Origin of the sequence: Ornithinibacillus contaminans (genome assembly GCF_001038425.2) — a bacterium.
In the GTDB taxonomy this organism is placed as follows: domain Bacteria; phylum Bacillota; class Bacilli; order Bacillales; family Amphibacillaceae; genus Ornithinibacillus; species Ornithinibacillus contaminans.
In genome coordinates this window covers 65,683-83,317 of the sequence record NZ_LDPV02000018.1, presented here as the reverse complement: position 1 = coordinate 83,317, position 17,635 = coordinate 65,683, and the positions used below count along the sequence as shown (strand labels likewise).

The window sequence follows — 17,635 nt, the reverse complement described above, 5'->3', positions numbered from 1 at the left end:
AACCGAGAACAGGTTCGTGTAAAATAGAAGTAATTATACAAATGCATATACGTAAGGGAAGAAGCTAACTTGAACGAGAATAAAAAGATGTTATCACAAGAACAACGTGACGAATTATTCCGGGTATTGGAAGCCCGTTTTGAAAAACATAAGAACCGTCATGAAGATGTTGAGTGGGCGAAAGTCCAAGCACGGCTTGCAGCAAATCCGGAGAAACTGTGGTCGCTCCATGAAATGGAAAGAACTGGCGGTGAACCGGACGTTGTCGAATATGATGAAAGGACGGACGAATACATTTTCTGTGATTGTTCTGCGGAAAGTCCTAAAGGTCGCAGAAGTCTTTGCTATGATCGAGAAGCACTGGAGGCAAGAAAAAAACATAAGCCAGAAAATAGCGCGATGGATATGGCAGCTGCCATGGGGATTGAGATGTTAACAGAAGAAGCATACCGGGAATTGCAGAAACTGGAGAATTTCGATAAGAAAACATCAACATGGGTGCAAACCCCTCCGGATATTCGAGAACTTGGTGGTGCGCTTTATTGTGATTATCGTTTTGGACATGTCTTTGTGTATCACAATGGTGCGGACTCTTACTATGGCTCTAGAGGATTCCGTGGTTCGTTAAGGGTTTAAATTTTTCAATCAAAGTTCAACCGTAAAAAGAGGCGATCATCCAATTGATGATCGCCATTAACCATTGTAACAATAGTAAAGAGGATAATATTCTTGCTAGTATGCACTAAGTAGTTAATTAGAAGACGAAACTATTTCGCGTAGCTACACCTTTTGACTCAGCTTCCTTTTTTCACGCTTAAAATCTACCCGTGAAAATAAAATAGCATACATGATTGTGAAGCCTATATAGATACTCCCCACCATTAAACTTAACGTTCTCGGTTCAAAAACTTCTAGAAGTAAACCTGCTACTCCCATGGAAATACCTAATCCCGTATTGGATATCATTGTAGTTAATCCGAAAAAAGTCCCATGCATTGATTTCGGCACAATTTTCATTATGAGTGTAGCTAAGCAGATGTTACTTATTCCACCGACGAAGGTAATCAATAATGCAATTAGTAGTGCCAATGAGAATGTTGGTGTAATACTTAAAAACAGGTGTCCCATTCCTTCAAACGCGATAAACATTACAACAAGTGCCACTAGATTTCGCTTAAGAAAATTAGAAAAGAATGAGCTTAGAACAAACCCCAATCCTAGAAAAGCATAAATCATTCCAACACCAAGATCGCCCTTTTGGAAAACATCAAGCGCATATACACTTACCAGCACATTATCAATGCCGTTGGCCAATGGCATTGTCAATTCAATGATAAGAAATACGATCAGTGCAGAGGATCCGAAAATCAGTTTCCATGCTGATTTCTTAGGTGGAATTACCTCTTGATAATTTACATTAATACTTGGTTTTCCTGCTGCTGTCATCGAAATTCTTGATAAAAGAAAGGCGGATAATAGGAAACTAATTCCATCTAAAAGAAAAGGTATATGTAATCCGAATAGATAGGAAATAACCCCACCTGAACCAGAACCTAAAACAAGGACTCCACCAACCAAAATTTGTTCAATTGCATTAACATACAGTAATCTTTCCTGCTTTACAATTGCTGGTATTGTAGCCATTCGGGTAGGTGCATGCAATGCTTCTCCTGCAGCTAGACAAAATGAACTAACAAAGATAATCCATAAATGCTCTGGACCCTGCACGAAGATAGGGGAGATAGCAAAGGGAATGCGAACCAAATCAACGGTTAGTAACAACCTTTTCTTTGAAAATCGATCAGCTATCATGCCACCAATCGGTGCTAGTAATAAAAACGGTGCCATGCGTATGGCGAAGTAAAGTCCAATGGCAAAGCCAGATCCGGTTAGTTGGTAGAGTAATGCCAGTATCGCAACCTGTGAGAATCGATTTCCAATGCCACTAACAGTACCAGCCCAAAATAATTTTTGATAACTTTTCTCCTGCTTCCATGTTTTCCAGTTATTCAAATCCCCCTACCTACTTTCATATCCATCTAATTAGTTTCGTTAGAGAAAACCTTGACTTTCGAGCGGAAAGTCAAGGCTCTGATTGTTTTACTATGTTAAACCAGCCATAATTCTTTCGGATTTAGTTGATATTCCCCGTTTTCCCGATTCATAAAATGACAAGTAATGAACTCTCGGCGAATCGTTGCATAATCCTCATGGAATTGTTTAATGTATTCATTTATTTCTTTTTCTGGATAGATTTTGCCAACTTTTAATCCTTTAACAAGATGCTCGAGGACAATGAGCTTTTTCTTGTGTTGAGCAGGAATGTTTTTAAGTCTGCCACGCTCATCAAAGAAATTTGTAATGACCTTGTACTTCTCATCGTTTGAAATAGTCATTGATTCCATTTTCTCACCCCTTATTTGCAATATTGCAGTAGCCATGGATTCAAGCTTTTTTTCATTTAGATGAAAATAGATGGTGTTCTTATCGCGTCGTTGATAAATGATATCTATTTCTCTTAACTTTGTTACATGGTAAGAAATAGTGGGGGGCGTCAAGCCCAATTTCCCCGCTAATGCCTGCCCGTGTAATGGACCATCTTTTAATAATTCGATTATTTGAATCCTGGTTTTATCCCCAATTGTTTTATGGAAATTTACAATCCGATCTAACTGCATGAAGGTAACCACCCATCTAATTAGATATATTTCTAATTAGATTATATTCTAATTAGAGTTTTATTACAATAGAACAAAAACATGATGTCGCTAAATAACAGAAATGATGAGGACAAAATCAGAAAACCTAGTTTTAGTTCTTTTTAAATAACTACAAAAATAAGAAAATTGTCGTATATTTATGGTATAATATTCCATGTATTTGGGACTTGTGTTTCTATAATATTATTATATTTGATTGGGAGGAAGTAAAATTGAAGAAGAGAGTTTTGAAAATCGTCGTTGCTTTAGGGGTAATGATGTTCCTAGCAGCATGTGGTTCAAAAGCGGAATTATCAGATTATGTAGAAGTTCACTTTGAAGGGTACGACACAATGGGAACAGCCACATATGAAGTTGATGAAGAACAATTAGTTAAAGATACTTTCGAGGTATCAGAAAATGTTTTCGACCTTGATCCAGAGACGCTTAATGAGATAGATGATATGCTGTCTTCTTATAGTGTGGAATTAGATAACGACACAGATTTATCTAACGGGGATGACGTCATTGTTAAACTGAAGGTGAATGATGATAAAACGAAAAAACTAAAAACAAAAGATGAACTAAAGGTTACTGTTTCGGGTCTTGAGGAACCAGAAAAGTTAAGTGATGAAGAAATTGAGAAAAACGTTGTCGTTAATTTCAATGGCGTTAGTGGAAAAGGAACACTCAAGATTGATTCTACCTTTAGTGATGATTTAAGTGGATTATCGTTTGAATCGACTCAAGATGGTGAGATAAAAAATGGTGATACTGTCGTCGTTGGTTTGACTGAAACAGCTAGAGACTCTTTAGCATCACTTGGTTATGTGCTTACAGGTGAAGGAAAGGCGGAATTTAAAGCTACCGGTTTAGATGTTGTCGCAGAGAAACCTTCTGATATCGTGAATTTAGAGGATATAGAACGATTAATAAGTGAAGGGATAAACAGAGAATATCAAGATTCATCATATGGTTTCTATAAATACGAAATTATTAAGGGAAATACATACTATAGACAATTCGAAAGAGATGAAGATTCGAGTTCTTTCTGGGGAAGCTCACCTAGTAATGGTACATTAGTGAATGTATATACAATTAAGAAATACGGATCAAAAGGGGAATTAGAAGATACATTTACTGCAATTTATGGATACACAGATATTATTCTTGATGGGGATAATAAGGCGAATGTTGCGGATATAAATGATTATTCGGATACGTATGATAATACATATTCATTAGAATCTGTAGAAAAACTCTTAGAAGGATATGGTTATCAGTTAGTAGAATAAGGAAGACTATAAAAATCTTATGAAAAAATAACACGGAACCAAATTGAACTGCTTAGCCTTGTTTTGAAACACTCATTCTAAAATAGCCTAGACTATTCTAAATGAGTGTTTGTTTTTGTTAGGCTGTAGTTTACCACCAAAAAACCCAAAAAATAAATATTTAAAAAAGTTGTTGACATTAATTTAAATAGCCACTATAGTAATTATCATAACTTACCAAAAAGTGAATATGAAAAATTTCTTCTTATCCAGAGAGACCGAGGGACAGGCCCTACGACGTCTCGGCAGCGGGTTAATTTCGATTAACACTGTGCCAATTCCTGCAAATGTTTTACACATTTGAAAGATGAGAAGGAAGTCGTTTCTTACATACTTGGAGACCTTCCTTTTTTCTTATGGATAAGAGAAAAAGGGAAGGTCTTTTTCGTTTGATTTTTTAAAGGGAGTTGAGAAGTATATGATTGAATTTCGGAATATATCGAAAACATTCAAGGTTGGGGGTCGTGAGGTTAATGCGGTGAAAGATGTTTCCCTAACCATTGAGCAAGGTGAGATTTTTGGAATCATCGGGTTTAGTGGAGCAGGAAAAAGCACCTTACTACGACTTGTTAATTTGTTGGAGAGTCCAACGAATGGGAGTGTTCAGGTGCAAGGAGTGGACGTTGGGTCACTCTCACAAAAAGATGTCCGCAAGTTGCGGAGAAGAATCGGAATGATTTTCCAAAACTTTAACTTATTCTCTTCTAGAACGGTTGCTGGGAATGTGGCGTATCCATTGAAACTTGCCGGAATGCCGAAAAAGGAAATTAAGGAGAGAGTTGCGGAGCTTCTTCGCTTTGTTGGTTTGACAGATAAGGCGAGCGATTATCCAGAGCAATTATCTGGTGGACAAAAACAGCGGGTAGGCATTGCAAGGGCGCTAGCTACCTCACCTGATATTTTAATTTGTGATGAGGCAACCTCAGCACTGGACCCGGATACAACAGGCGAAATTCTTCGCTTGTTGAAAAAGGTAAATAAGGATTTAGGGATTACCATTCTACTCATCACACATGAGATGCATGTCATCCAAGCAATATGTGACCGAGTAGCGGTTATGGAAGAGGGAGAGGTAATTGAATCGGATTCGGTATTTGATGTATTTACCAATCCACAGCATCTTACCACCCAGCGCTTTATTCAATCGGTGCAACAGGATAGACCATCTGCCGCGCTGCTAGAGGAATGGAGAAGAAAAGGCGGGAAGAATTTATATCGGGTTATTTTTAAAGGGGAAGTGGCAAGTGATCCGGTGCTATCTCGTGTTACACGAAAATTTGATGTCGATGTCAATATTGTTTACGGATCTGTTCGAGAGCTTCAGGAGAAATTATATGGAAATCTGCTTGTATCATTTGAAGGACCTAAAAGCAATGTTTCTAATGTGCTTTCGGCATTAGAAGAAATTGTAGCATTAGAGGAGGTGATGATTTCATGAAAGTAGACTGGAGTACATTTTGGCCGAGGATCGTTGAATCCACCGGTGAAACAATTGTGATGGTCATCATGACCCTTATATTAGGTTCTATTCTCGGAATAACGATTGGGTTACTATTATTTGTTACACGAAGAGGCAACATTTTAGAGAACAAATTTTTGTTCCAATTACTAAACTTATTGATTAATATTATTCGCCCGGTGCCGTTTATCATTTTCTTAGTGGCAATCAGTCCATTAACAAGAGCGGTAATCGGTACAACAATAGGGACATGGGCAGCCATTTTCCCGATGACCATTGCCGCATCATTCGGCATTGCGAGGGTAGTAGAGAATAACCTAGTAAGCATTGATGCTGGCGTAATTGAGGCAGCGAAGGCAATGGGTGCCAGCCCACTAAGAATTATTTTTACCGTATTGATTCCAGAAGCGCTTGGGCCATTAATCTTAGGCTTGACCTTTGTAACTGTAAGTCTAATCGATTTCTCCGCCATGGCGGGTACGGTTGGTGGCGGCGGTTTAGGTCATGTTGCAATGACCTATGGCTATCAACGATTTGATGGAAGCGTGATGCTAGTAACCGTCATTATACTTATTGTTTTAGTACAAATCGCACAGTGGATTGGAAATACATTATCGAGAAAGATCATGCGAAGGTAAAACTAGTTATCTAAAAATTTAACAAAAAAGGGAGACAGAATGATGAAAAAGTGGATTAGTATTTTAGTAGTTTTAATTGCAGTGGTGACACTTGCTGCGTGTGGAAGTGATTCCGCATCAGGTGATGGGGATGTCGTAAAAGTGAAGATCGGTGTAACTGGGACAGATGGTGAAGTATGGCCGATTCTAAAAGAAAAAGCGAAAGCAGAAGGAATTGAAATTGAGCTAATCGAGTTCTCTGATTACACATTACCGAACCAAGCATTAGCAGATGGCGAAATTGATATTAATTCGTTCCAGCATATTGCGTTTCTATCGCAGTTTAACGAAGAAAATGATCTTGATTTAGTTCCGATTGGCGCGACTATCATTGCTCCGATGGGGTTATATTCCGAAAAAATTAAGGATGTCAGTGAACTTAAAGATGGTGACCAAATTGCAATACCGGATGACCCCTCTAACCAAGCACGTGCGTTAAAGTTATTGGAATCAGCAGGCTTAATCACATTGGCAGATGATTTTGGACTTTTTGGTGACCCTAGTAAAATCGTAGAAAATCCGAAGAACTTAGACATTTTACCGATTGTTGCCCAACAAACGCCGCGTGTATTACCGGATGTAGCGGCATCTGTTATCAATAATGGTGTTGCCGGGCAAGCAGGATTTGATCCAGTGAACGATCCAATTTATGTAGAAGATGGAAACGATCCAAATACATTACCTTATGTGAACATCTTTGCAGCACGTGCAGAGGATAAAGATAATGAAATCTATCAAAAGCTTGTTGAGCTGTACCATGACGAGGAAGTTGTGAAGGCAGTCGAAGCTGATACAAATGGTGGTTCCATTGTGGTTGAGTTATCAAAAGAAGAGCTATTAGAACAATTTAGCGGACTATAAGGAGGAGATTAATGTGAGTAAAACGTTAACTGGAATTGAATTAATTCAGCAATCGATTGAATCGAATAAAGCATCCTATATCGAAACGAGCCAGGTTATCCATGCCAACCCAGAAATAGGGAATCAGGAGTTTTTTGCGAGTAAACAGCATGTAGAAACATTAACAAATGCCGGGTTTAGCGTAGACACGGCTGTTGCCGGACATGAAACATCTTTTTATGCGGTAAAAGACAGTGGGAAACCTGGTCCGGCTGTAGCCTTTCTGGCGGAGTATGACGCACTTCCTGGATTAGGGCATGCGTGTGGTCATAACATTATCGGCACAACAAGCGTAGCAGCAGGGATTGCACTTGCCGAGACGTTAGAAGAAACTGGCGGAAAAGTTATCGTGTTAGGCACTCCTGCTGAAGAGGGTGGTCCAAATGGTAGTGCGAAGGGTAGCTTTGTGAAGCATGGATATTTAAAAGGAGTCGATGCTGCTTTAATGATTCATCCATCGGGCAAAACCTCCCTGACCGGTGAATCACTTGCTGTTGATCCACTTGATTTTCACTTTTACGGAAAAGCTGCCCATGCATCTGGTTCTCCTGAAAAAGGGATCAATGCATTGGATGCCGTGATTCAGCTTTTTGTTGGGATTAATGCGTTACGCCAGCAGCTTCCTACTAGTGTTCGGATTCATGGAATCATTACCCATGGTGGTGACGCACCGAACATAATTCCTGAATATGCAGCAGCAAGATTCTATATTCGTGCGGAATCATGGAAAAAAACCGAGGAAGTTTCCAACAAGGTACGTGCCATCGCAGAAGGTGCCGCACTAGCAACTGGTGCAACGGTGAAAATTGACCGATTCCAAAATGAAGTAAAAGACTTTGTGTTGAACCCAGTTCTGGATAGCGTTTTAAAAGAGGAGCTAGAAACTGTGGGCGAGAAAGTTTGGACAGAAAAGGGAAGAGGTAAAGGTTCAACAGACGCTGGCAATATCAGCTATGAGGTGCCAACAGCTCATCCACACATTAAAATCGGCCCAGACGATCTTATCGGCCACACGAATGAATTTAGAGAGGCTGCGAAATCCCCGGAAGGTGACGCCGCGCTTATCAAAGGTGCAAAAGTACTTGCCGCAACAGGCTATCGCCTACTGACGGATAGTAATTTGTTGAAGCGAGTGAAGGATGCTTTTGAAGAGGCAAAGGCGGAGAAGGATTAATTTTTGGGGTTCGAGTTTTGCGAAGTAAATAGTAATGCTAAACATACACAAAAGCTTGGGGATGACCTCAAGCTATTTGTGTTACCGCACGTAATGAAACTTAATTTAGTCCGGATTTCAACCATTCCTCTTTAGGAATATCCCTATGTTTATACTCAACAACCTTAATATCGCTGCCGTTTATTTTAAATGTTATTGTTTCTTCCCCGTATGGTGGATTATGAGCACCTTCAAAGGTTTGAACTTGAACGGTCAATAGAAAAGCATTGTCACTTTCATCCTCAGCAATTTGAAGGATTTTTTCTAGCCCTCTATACCAGAGCTTATCTTCACCGTAATAATTGTGAATAGCTTGACTTATCGGATCTATTAATCGTTCAATCAATACATTTTTTAGTTGTTTTTTAGTTACTGGGATACTTTCAGGCTTTTTTCGATCTGGTTGGTTTAATTCGAAGCTCAACTGGGATATTGGATTTATATTATTACTAAGTTGATTAAGGGAGTCGAAATAGTATAGTTCGTCTAAATTATTGTCTTCATCAGCTTGAACTGTAATGGACAAATAAACACTTATAAAACTAACGAGAATAATAGTTATTGAATTTCTCATGATATTCACCTCAACTATATAATTACACGGATTGAGATGATTTATTAAATTGTCTGTGTCTATTTGATAAGTGTTGTTCACCTGTTTACGGAAGGAACTAAACTTTTATTTTACCTCAATAGAAAACGTATAACCGACGTTCCCTTGCTCCCAATTAGCAAATACATGATAGACATATATTCCTTTTTCTGCTGGAACAACCATTGTATTATTTTTTATTTCCACCTGTTCTACGTTATCTTTATCAATCCATTGTTCTACTTCTAGAGTCCCTAAAATTGGTTCCTTTTCAAAAATAATGTTGATTTCCTCGTTTGGAGATACGAGAGTGGGCTTATGTTCTTTGGCCATGTCCAGTGGACCTGTATAAGCTTTATCTACACACTGGGCTGATAAAAACTCATCCCAACAATAGGAACCCTGTGTAGTTGGAATTTCTGTATGTCCTACTGTTACAGTTGGTATTGGTGGTTCTAGGTCTGGGTCTGAAAAAAATGGTATAAAGACAACCAAACCAATAATAATCACTAAAAGGATAATGATTGAAATAATAATTTTTCTAATTGTACTCACCCCTTTTAATCAAATAGACGTATCAAAGCGATGAATAGTTTCAATTGACTCACGCTAAGTCCAAATATCAAAAGCACTGTTTACCATTTCACCAACTAGAGTATTCGGTAGTCCGAATGACAGGAATGGATTGTTCGTTCTATACTATCGCACTAGTTAATAATTGTTAGTTCTTATCCTATTTACTGCGTGTTTTTTACTGGACATTAACAATAAACCAATACCCAACAGCAATAACAAAATCCCGAACCAGGAAGTAACCGTTAAGTATTCGCCTAATACGAACACACCTAATACTGCTGCGGTTAACGGTTCAGCTAGCGAAAGCGTGACGGCAGTTGAGGAAGAGACCTGGACGAGCCCTCTGGCAAAAAAGAAATAGGCAATTCCGGTTGCTGTAATCCCAAGATGCAGACTCACCCCCACCCCTCGAAAACTCATTAGCCAAGACATATCAAAGATGAATAGAAATGGCGCTAATAACATAGCACTAAGCGTAAAAACAACTGCTACTACTGCTAATGAGGAATGGGTTTTTACTAGTGTTCTGCTTACAAGGGTATAACAAGCAAATGAAAATCCAGCACCAAGAGCCATCAGAATGCCAACAGGATTTACCGAAACGGATTCTTTATTAACAAATAGCATGAGGCAACCAATTATTGCTAGAGAAGTAGAGTACCACCAAATTTTAGATGGGCGGATCTTTACATATACCCATTCTGCAAGACCAGAGAAGAGTGGTGCACTTCCAATCGCCACTACTGTTCCAATGGCAACGCCAGTTATAGAAACAGCGGAGAAAAATAATGGCTGAAATAAAGCCATACATAAGGAAGCAATAAATGTTGACTTGATGGACCAATTTTGAAAATTGAATTTCCCTGTTACCAGAACAATTCCTGTTAAAAATAACCCACCTATTGCCAAGCGAGTTGCCCCGATCGCGAATGGATGTGCAGCTTCTGGAGCGAAATCTTGAGTGGTTCCCGTTGTGCCCCAAAGAATTGCAGCAAATAAGACGAAAAAAGGAGCCCATCTTCCGTTCATGTCATCACCTCAATAAAAAAGATAAAAAGAATAACTAGGCCAATAATAGAAAATTTGATAAGAATTTTCTTTACCGAGTTTAATATCCTTTTTATCTATTATTAAGATTTCTGTATTTTTGTGGCGAGATGCCCGTACATTGGACAAACCACCTTGTGAAAGATGAAGAATTCTCAAATCGAAATTCCTCGCTAATATCTGATATGGACCAATTTGTTGAGGTTAATAAATGTTTCGCCTCTTTCAGACGAAGCTCAGTGATATATACTTTAGGGCTTTTCCCTGTTTTTTTCTTAAACCATGCTGAGTAATACACAGGATGGTAATGCTCAATACTGGCTAACGTTTCGATTCTAATAGCCTCCTTATAATGTTGATGAATGTATTCTATAGAAGGAGGATTAGAAGTTTGAAGCTTGTCCGTAACATATCGAGTTAAATTTACTAAAGAGGACATGTTATCATGGTTCTCTGTTTCTTCTAATAACAAGTAACGGATAGCATTCCACTGCTTATCCAACCGTATATACATGTCGCTGGTATTGTCAGGCAAATAGTGCAGCGGTATATCTACTATTAAGAATTCATTCCGGTCCATCGAACGATAGTTGTGTTCTAGGTTCGGAGGAATATAGAAACAATAATCGGCATTCAGATTTATTTCTTGCCACTGCATTTGGATATCTAATGATCCCTGTAATGGAAAAAGAAATTGTCCAAACGCATGATGATGAGACTGGAAATCTCGAGTATAGGATCTTTTCTCGCATGTAATGTGGTTTACGGTTTCCATTTTACGTCCCCCTTGTAATAATCTAAGGCAGTTGTTGCGTTAAGTACAATTGAAACTATGGACCTTACTCGGATTGCTTAATCCAAATTTTCCAATCGTCAATTTCCTCTATTTCAATAACATGTAAAGAATCATCAACGGGGACATTGCCATCCATATATCCTACTTCATAGCCAAACTCATTATTACTAATTACTGTTTGCGTTTCACCCATTCCTTCAAATGGACCATTCATTTGAACGATTCCATTTGCTTTCCATTGACCATCCTCTTTATGAATATCGGCAACCCAAATATCCTTATCGTTCATGACTCCTCTAAAGACGAATAAGACTAACGCTTCATTCACTTTATGAGAACCATATACTATAATTTCCCTTTCTTTATTCCCTACCTCGATCGCCTTTAAAGCATCTTCTGGATTGTTAGCCGTTTCGTCATTAATTTCATCACAACCAACCAGTAAGATAAAAAACGATAAAATTATTAGGTGTACCGTTGACTTCATTTTTTCACCTGCTCCGCCAATAATTCATTCCTACTATTCTATAACATTGAAGAAAATTATAATGAAAATTAATGTAAAGAAAATCCCTCGTATAATTAAAGATCGCTTTACTACTTTTTCATCTACTTTCGGTTTCTCAATAAATGCTGGTCTAAACCATAATTTAATTGCCTTTGTTGGATTGAAAAATTGCCAAATCGAAATTCCATAAAAAGCAATAACTATGATTATAAATAAGATTATTTTAGACATATATCCCCCGGTTCCTTTAGTTCAACAATAAATTGGAAAGCTCTACCAATAAGTTAGTTGTTTCCTATAAATCACGCCATCATAAAAATAATCTACCCATTAAATGATTAACTAAATAATGAATTAGAATCCCAAAAACTAGCAATATGTTTATCATTTTTCATATCATCTACTGTTTTTTCAAAGACCGTGATTACCTCATCTAGCTTTCCTGCATATATGACTTCAAAAAAAGAATTTGTATCGCTTCTCCCTGTACTTGTACAAGGATAGACGTAAATGATGTAAGGTTCCTTGTAAAAATGTGTGCTCACTACGATTTCGATAAACCAATGTGTTGCAAATGGGTAGTCGAGGTCATATCCCTCTTGATCTAATCGTGATTTATCTTTTTCACCTATCGGTATAAGCGCATATTCTATATGTCTCATTCCTTTTCGCTTTTGTTTTTGTCGTTGAGCACGTATTAATAAATTATATCGATTACCTAACTTTTTCTTTAGTCTTTTATTCATCATTTTCCTCCCGGATCAAGGAACTAAATATTCTAAAATATTCAACTTTAGTTTACCACATTAAAAACACCAATTGGAAACCCTGATAGAAATCTCCCGCCTAAAGCGTATCCATTACTGCTAGGAGAATATACGTTAGATATGCGTCCGTATCAGTGGTATGCGGATATGTTGAGAAGAGTGCCTAAAAGAAGAGTTTTTAAGAGGAAATTGTCAGCGCGTGTGGTCTTCCTCCGATTGTTGGTGATAAGTATATAGCAGAATCCTTGTCTCCTGAAGAGGTAGCAGCAGTACGAGATTATCCAACAACACTAGCAACTCCGACAATAAATGATTTAGAAATATGATTCGCCATGGTTATGGGGTCACTAAAGGAATAAGCTTACGTGTGACGGCATGATAATTAAACTGTTTCTGAATTTTGTCTGGGAGCGGTTTTGGATAGAGTCTGACATAATTAACTCAGCGTTTCCTGATGAGCCACTATAACTAGAAAATGCCGCATAATCCCGGCATCTTCTAGTTAAAGCGGTTAGATGTTTTGCAGCTCCTCTAACAGTCCAGCTAATTTATCCCATGTTTCGCTTACTCCTTGAAGTGCACCCATATCTATCACGGCTTGGATTGCTTCTTCTGATCCATATTCAGAGCGACTAATCAATTTTGTTTTTCCATCCTCTTCAAGGAACAATAATGTCATTTTAGTAGATGGCATTTCTTCTGAGATATTACCGTCAGCATCTGAGAAAGAGTCAATTAAGACGATGCGATTGGGCTCCTCAATTTCCTGATAAACTGCTTTACCCCAAGATTCCATTCCGTAATATTCCTGATTCTCATCCGTACATTTCATGCAGTAGTGCCACACGCCACCTGGACGAAAATCAACGTTGCATACTGGGGTTTCCCAGCCCTCTGTTGCCCACCAGCGCTTCAGGTGATCAGCTTTAGAGAAAGCTTTGAATACAAGTTCACGGGGTGCGTTAAAAACACGCTCTAATACGAGTTCGCGTCCCTCTACCTTCGAAATAATTTCTTCCTTTTTTTGCATGTACTTATCCTCCTTGGTTTATATGTTTTTACAGCGATCATCCGAATTGGCTGATGCTGGCTATCAAGAATCCGATTTTCTTTCTTGGTTTTCACTATCCTTTTTCATTACTTCTAGATAGTTCTCTAATCGGTCTAGTCTTTCTTCCCATATCCGTTGGAAGGTCAACAGCCAATTGTCTAATTCTTCAAAAGGCTCATGCCGAAGCTTATAGATTCGCCGGTTTGCAACCGCCCGCACTTCCACGATTCCAGCATCACTAAGGACGCGGAGGTGTTTAGAGGTTTGCGGCTGTCGTAACGCCAGTTTCTCAGCGATTTCTCCTACTGTTAGTGGACCATTGCGTAAGAGCTCGACAATCTGTAATCTGTTAGATTCGGAAAGCGCATTGAAGGTGTCTAATTTCATTTCATTCGCTCCCTTTAAATCCGTTTCATGTTAGTTAGTACGGCGTTTGGATTAGTGTGATTCCTCATTAAATTTATTAGTTGTTTTAAATATACCAATGCAGGAATATTCTTGTCAAGGAATATAAAGAATTTCATAAATAATTTGACTTTATACAATCCGTTCGTTACTATTAAGGATAATTTAATAACTAATTCGATGACGAGAAAGAGTAGTTAGGCATGTCTTATCCACAGAGAGTTGACGATTTGCTGAAAGTCAACGGTAAGCGCGTAATGAAAATCCTCTCCGAGAAGCAAAGTTGAACAATCGTTAGACTTTGACGGCATCCTACCGATATCCAGGACGCGTATGATAGTACGTAGTGTCATGAACGAAAAACCACTACTATGGTTTTTTTATTTTGTTCTAAGCGAGATATTAAACTCGGTTCCTACGTTATGGAATCCGAGTTTTTTTAATTTAATGAGGTGATGATGGTGAAAGAGACAAGTGCTGAAAGGGAATTAAGAATACGGAAACAATGGGAGGAAAATGGGACGTTTGCACGTTCTATCGCGAACCGAGAAGGAAAAGAGTCATTTGTGTTTTATGAAGGGCCGCCAACGGCAAATGGGTTGCCTCATGCTGGTCATGCGCTCGGAAGAACCATCAAAGACTTTGTAGCCAGATATAAAACGATGTCCGGATATCAGGTATTACGAAAAGCGGGCTGGGATACACATGGCTTACCGGTGGAATTAGAAGTTGAGAAACAGTTAAATATTCGTGGGAAAGATGAAATTGAAGCATACGGTATCGAGAATTTTATCCAAAAATGTAAGGAAAGTGTCTTTGCCTATGAAAATGAATGGAAACAATTTACCGAAGCACTAGGGTATTGGGTCGATATGGAGAATCCGTATATCACATTAAACAATGACTATATTGAATCGGTCTGGAATATCTTGTCTACGATTCATGAACAAGGTTATTTGTATAAAGGGCATCGGGTTGTTCCGTATTGTCCACATTGTGAGACATCTCTTAGTTCGCATGAGGTTGCCCAAGGCTATAAGGATGTTACCGATTTATCCGCAACAGCGAAGTTTCGCTTAACAGATACGACAAATGAATATTTCTTAGGGTGGACCACGACACCATGGACATTACCGGGAAATGTAGCCTTAGCAGTGAATCCTACCATGAATTATATCCGAGTGAAACAAGGTTCCGAGATTTATATTCTTGCAGAGTCCTTAGCTCGAAGTGTTATGAAAGAAGACTATGAAACATTGACTGTCATGAAAGGCGCAGACTTAATCGGTCGTGCTTATGAACCGCCGTTTGATTATGTAGCGGTAACGATTGGTCATAAGGTTCTCGGGGCTGATTTTGTTACTGATACAAGTGGAACGGGAATTGTGCATATCGCACCTGCCCATGGGGAAGATGACTACAAGGTGATTCGGGATAATGGGTTTGATTATGTGAATGTCGTCGATTCCAAAGGATGCTATACGGAGTCTGTCACACCACTTGCTGGACGATTTGTGAAGGATTGTGACGTGGATATCATCAAGCTATTAGCGAAGAGAAATTTATTATTTGAAAAGCAAAAATATGAACATAGTTATCCACATTGTTGGCGTTGTGATAGTCCATTACTTTACTATGCAATGGAAGGCTGGTTCATTAAAACAACTGCAGTTAAAGAAAAAATGCAGTCCAACAATCAAGCAGTCGATTGGTATCCCTCCCATATGAAAGATGGAAGGTTTGGAAACTTTTTAGATAATATGGTCGATTGGAATATTGGTAGAAGCAGGTACTGGGGAACACCACTAAATGTTTGGGTTTGTCGTGAATGTGGGAAGGAAAAATCACCGCATTCGATCCAACAGTTACGAGAATTTGCTGTAGAAGATGTTCCCGAGGATATTGAGTTGCATAAGCCATATGTAGATAGTATCCACATGGCATGTTCCTGTGGCGGGGAAATGGTTCGAACAAGTGAGGTCATTGATGTCTGGTTTGATAGTGGATCAATGCCATTTGCACAATACCATTATCCATTTGAAAATGAGGAGATGTTCAAGAAGCAATTTCCTGCCGATGTTGTCATTGAAGGAGTGGACCAAACGAGAGGGTGGTTTTACAGCTTACTAGCGGTATCTACGCTGTTTACAGGCGAGTCACCTTACAAGCGAGTCCTTTCCTTAGGTCATATTTTAGATGAAGATGGCCAAAAAATGTCTAAAAGTAAGGGGAATGCGTTGAATCCAACAGAGCTCATTCAGGAGTTTGGTGCTGATTCCCTAAGGTGGGCGCTACTAGCGGATAGTTCACCATGGAATAATAAGCGGTTTTCGAAAAAGACCGTCAGCCATGCGAAGTCGAAGGTAATCGATACACTTGTAAATGTCTATTCCTTCTACAAGATGTATGCTGAAATTGATAATTTTAATCCAGCTAACGACTTAGGAGGAGCGAAAACTACACTGGATAACTGGATACTTTCACGACTGAATTCAGTTATTAAGGAAGTGACACAGAGTCTAGATGACTATGATATCACTAAAGGAGCAAGAGCAATCTCGGAGTTAGTTGACGAAGTAAGTAATTGGTATGTTAGACGATCCAGACAACGTTTCTGGAGTAGTGGTATGTCAGCGGATAAACGAGCCGCATTTAGTACCTTATATGAAGTGCTTACAAAACTAGCGCAGCTAATGGCTCCATATGCTCCGTTTGTGACAGAAGATATTTACTCCAACTTAGTAAAGAGCAGTGTACATGTATCCGATTATCCGAAGTCAGATGAAACGCTGATTGATGAAAAATTGGAACAAGAGATGGAAGCTGTCTTAGAAATAATCGAATTAACGAGATCTGTTCGGAACACAGTAGGAATCAAGACGAAACAACCGTTAGCTAATTTAGTGGTCGTTCCGGCGGAGGAATCTAACACGTCTAATCTGGCGGTCTATTCCTCTATTATCCAAGAGGAAGTGAATGTTAAAGAGGTAACCTTTAAGGAAGCATATCAAGATATGCTCCAGATTGATCTCAAATTAAACTTTGCAGTAGCCGGACAAAAGTTTGGAAAATTAGTAGGAGAAGTTAAAAATAAAGTCGAGAATTTGGACGAAGCGGAGAAAGCAATCTTCATGAAGGATGGCAAGGTACGGCTTTCGCTAAGTTCTGAGGAAGAAATAACCCTAACAACAGAAGATGTACTAGTTGAGAAAAAAGGTAGAGAGGGGTATGAACTCGCGGAAGGAAGTAATTTCTTAGTCCTCCTTGATACGACTTTAACCCAAGCATTAAAAGAAGAAGGGTTAGTGAGGGAGTTCGTTCGGGCTGTCCAAACGTATCGAAAGGAATTAGATCTTCCAGTTGATTTACGTGTAGACCTTTTTGTACAGGCTGAACCATGGTTTGAAAATGTACTACGCAATTATGATGATTTAGTACAGCAGAATCTTATTTTGAATGAAGTGCATTTCGAGAGTAAGCCTGGTATGAAAAGTTTTGTGGTAGAAGGAAATTTAGTGGAGCTATTTATTGAGTCATAATGTCGACCCCTGTTGAAACGCAGGTATCCTTTCTCTATCTAAAATTATAAGTGGAAAACAAATAGTAAAGGG

Annotated in this window: 16 protein-coding genes, 1 pseudogene and 1 riboswitch; of the genes and pseudogenes, 7 read left to right on the top strand and 10 right to left on the bottom strand. The window is 38.8% G+C overall.

What is annotated here, in order from left to right:
• Positions 1-87: 87 nt before the first annotated feature.
• Positions 88-636: a DUF4256 domain-containing protein gene (locus tag JF53_RS03775; protein ID WP_047980549.1), complete on the top strand. Its 549-nt coding sequence runs from the start codon at positions 88-90 to the stop codon at positions 634-636.
• A 144-nt stretch (positions 637-780) separates the two neighbouring features.
• Here JF53_RS03775 and JF53_RS03770 read toward each other — a convergent pair whose 3' ends face one another.
• Together JF53_RS03770 and JF53_RS03765 are read right to left on the bottom strand one after the other, a co-directional pair.
• The gene (locus JF53_RS03770; RefSeq protein ID WP_047980523.1) at positions 781-2,013 is read right to left on the bottom strand and encodes an MFS transporter; all 1,233 of its coding nucleotides are present in this window, start codon (positions 2,011-2,013) and stop codon (positions 781-783) included.
• Between the two features lie 95 nt (positions 2,014-2,108).
• Positions 2,109-2,678, bottom strand: a complete 570-nt coding sequence (locus tag JF53_RS03765) for a DUF2087 domain-containing protein (protein ID WP_047980522.1) — start codon at positions 2,676-2,678, stop codon at positions 2,109-2,111.
• A 254-nt stretch (positions 2,679-2,932) separates the two neighbouring features.
• Here JF53_RS03765 and JF53_RS03760 point away from each other — a divergent pair, with 254 nt between their 5' ends.
• From JF53_RS03760 to JF53_RS03740, 5 genes are all read left to right on the top strand, one after another.
• Entirely contained in the window at positions 2,933-3,994 is a 1,062-nt protein-coding gene (locus JF53_RS03760) for a hypothetical protein (protein ID WP_053071863.1), read from the top strand.
• A gap of 241 nt (positions 3,995-4,235) precedes the next feature.
• A riboswitch (SAM riboswitch) is annotated at positions 4,236-4,347 on the top strand.
• Between the two features lie 104 nt (positions 4,348-4,451).
• Complete coding sequence (locus JF53_RS03755) at positions 4,452-5,471, top strand: methionine ABC transporter ATP-binding protein (protein WP_047980521.1); 1,020 nt, start codon at positions 4,452-4,454, stop codon at positions 5,469-5,471.
• The gene (locus tag JF53_RS03750) at positions 5,468-6,130 is read left to right on the top strand and encodes a methionine ABC transporter permease (RefSeq protein WP_047980520.1); all 663 of its coding nucleotides are present in this window, start codon (positions 5,468-5,470) and stop codon (positions 6,128-6,130) included. Before JF53_RS03755 ends, JF53_RS03750 begins: the two co-directional genes overlap by 4 nt.
• 42 nt (positions 6,131-6,172) lie before the next feature.
• Entirely contained in the window at positions 6,173-7,030 is an 858-nt protein-coding gene (locus JF53_RS03745; RefSeq protein WP_047980519.1) for a MetQ/NlpA family ABC transporter substrate-binding protein, read from the top strand.
• Between the two features lie 13 nt (positions 7,031-7,043).
• Positions 7,044-8,243, top strand: coding sequence for a M20 family metallopeptidase (locus JF53_RS03740; RefSeq protein ID WP_047980518.1), 1,200 nt, complete (start codon positions 7,044-7,046; stop codon positions 8,241-8,243).
• Positions 8,244-8,343: 100 nt separating this feature from the next.
• Here the strand turns inward: JF53_RS03740 and JF53_RS03735 are convergent.
• From JF53_RS03735 to JF53_RS03695, 8 genes and pseudogenes are all read right to left on the bottom strand, one after another.
• Positions 8,344-8,679 (bottom strand): annotated as a pseudogene (locus JF53_RS03735) (DUF3888 domain-containing protein); the annotation flags it as partial.
• A gap of 282 nt (positions 8,680-8,961) precedes the next feature.
• Complete coding sequence (locus JF53_RS03730) at positions 8,962-9,429, bottom strand: hypothetical protein (protein ID WP_053071861.1); 468 nt, start codon at positions 9,427-9,429, stop codon at positions 8,962-8,964.
• A 156-nt stretch (positions 9,430-9,585) separates the two neighbouring features.
• Positions 9,586-10,479: an EamA family transporter gene (locus tag JF53_RS03725; protein ID WP_047980517.1), complete on the bottom strand. Its 894-nt coding sequence runs from the start codon at positions 10,477-10,479 to the stop codon at positions 9,586-9,588.
• Positions 10,480-10,570: 91 nt separating this feature from the next.
• Entirely contained in the window at positions 10,571-11,272 is a 702-nt protein-coding gene (locus JF53_RS03720) for a helix-turn-helix domain-containing protein (protein ID WP_047980516.1), read from the bottom strand.
• A 64-nt stretch (positions 11,273-11,336) separates the two neighbouring features.
• Positions 11,337-11,780, bottom strand: a complete 444-nt coding sequence (locus JF53_RS03715) for a hypothetical protein (protein WP_047980515.1) — start codon at positions 11,778-11,780, stop codon at positions 11,337-11,339.
• Between the two features lie 359 nt (positions 11,781-12,139).
• A complete protein-coding gene (locus JF53_RS03705) occupies positions 12,140-12,547 on the bottom strand; it encodes a hypothetical protein (protein WP_047980513.1) in 408 nt (135 codons plus the stop codon).
• Positions 12,548-13,079: 532 nt separating this feature from the next.
• Positions 13,080-13,598, bottom strand: coding sequence for an SRPBCC domain-containing protein (locus JF53_RS03700; RefSeq protein WP_047980512.1), 519 nt, complete (start codon positions 13,596-13,598; stop codon positions 13,080-13,082).
• Between the two features lie 63 nt (positions 13,599-13,661).
• Positions 13,662-14,006, bottom strand: a complete 345-nt coding sequence (locus JF53_RS03695) for an ArsR/SmtB family transcription factor (RefSeq protein ID WP_047980511.1) — start codon at positions 14,004-14,006, stop codon at positions 13,662-13,664.
• 476 nt (positions 14,007-14,482) lie between these two features.
• Between JF53_RS03695 and ileS the strand changes: the two genes are divergently transcribed.
• Complete coding sequence (ileS, locus tag JF53_RS03690; protein WP_047980510.1) at positions 14,483-17,563, top strand: isoleucine--tRNA ligase; 3,081 nt, start codon at positions 14,483-14,485, stop codon at positions 17,561-17,563.
• Positions 17,564-17,635: the final 72 nt, after the last annotated feature.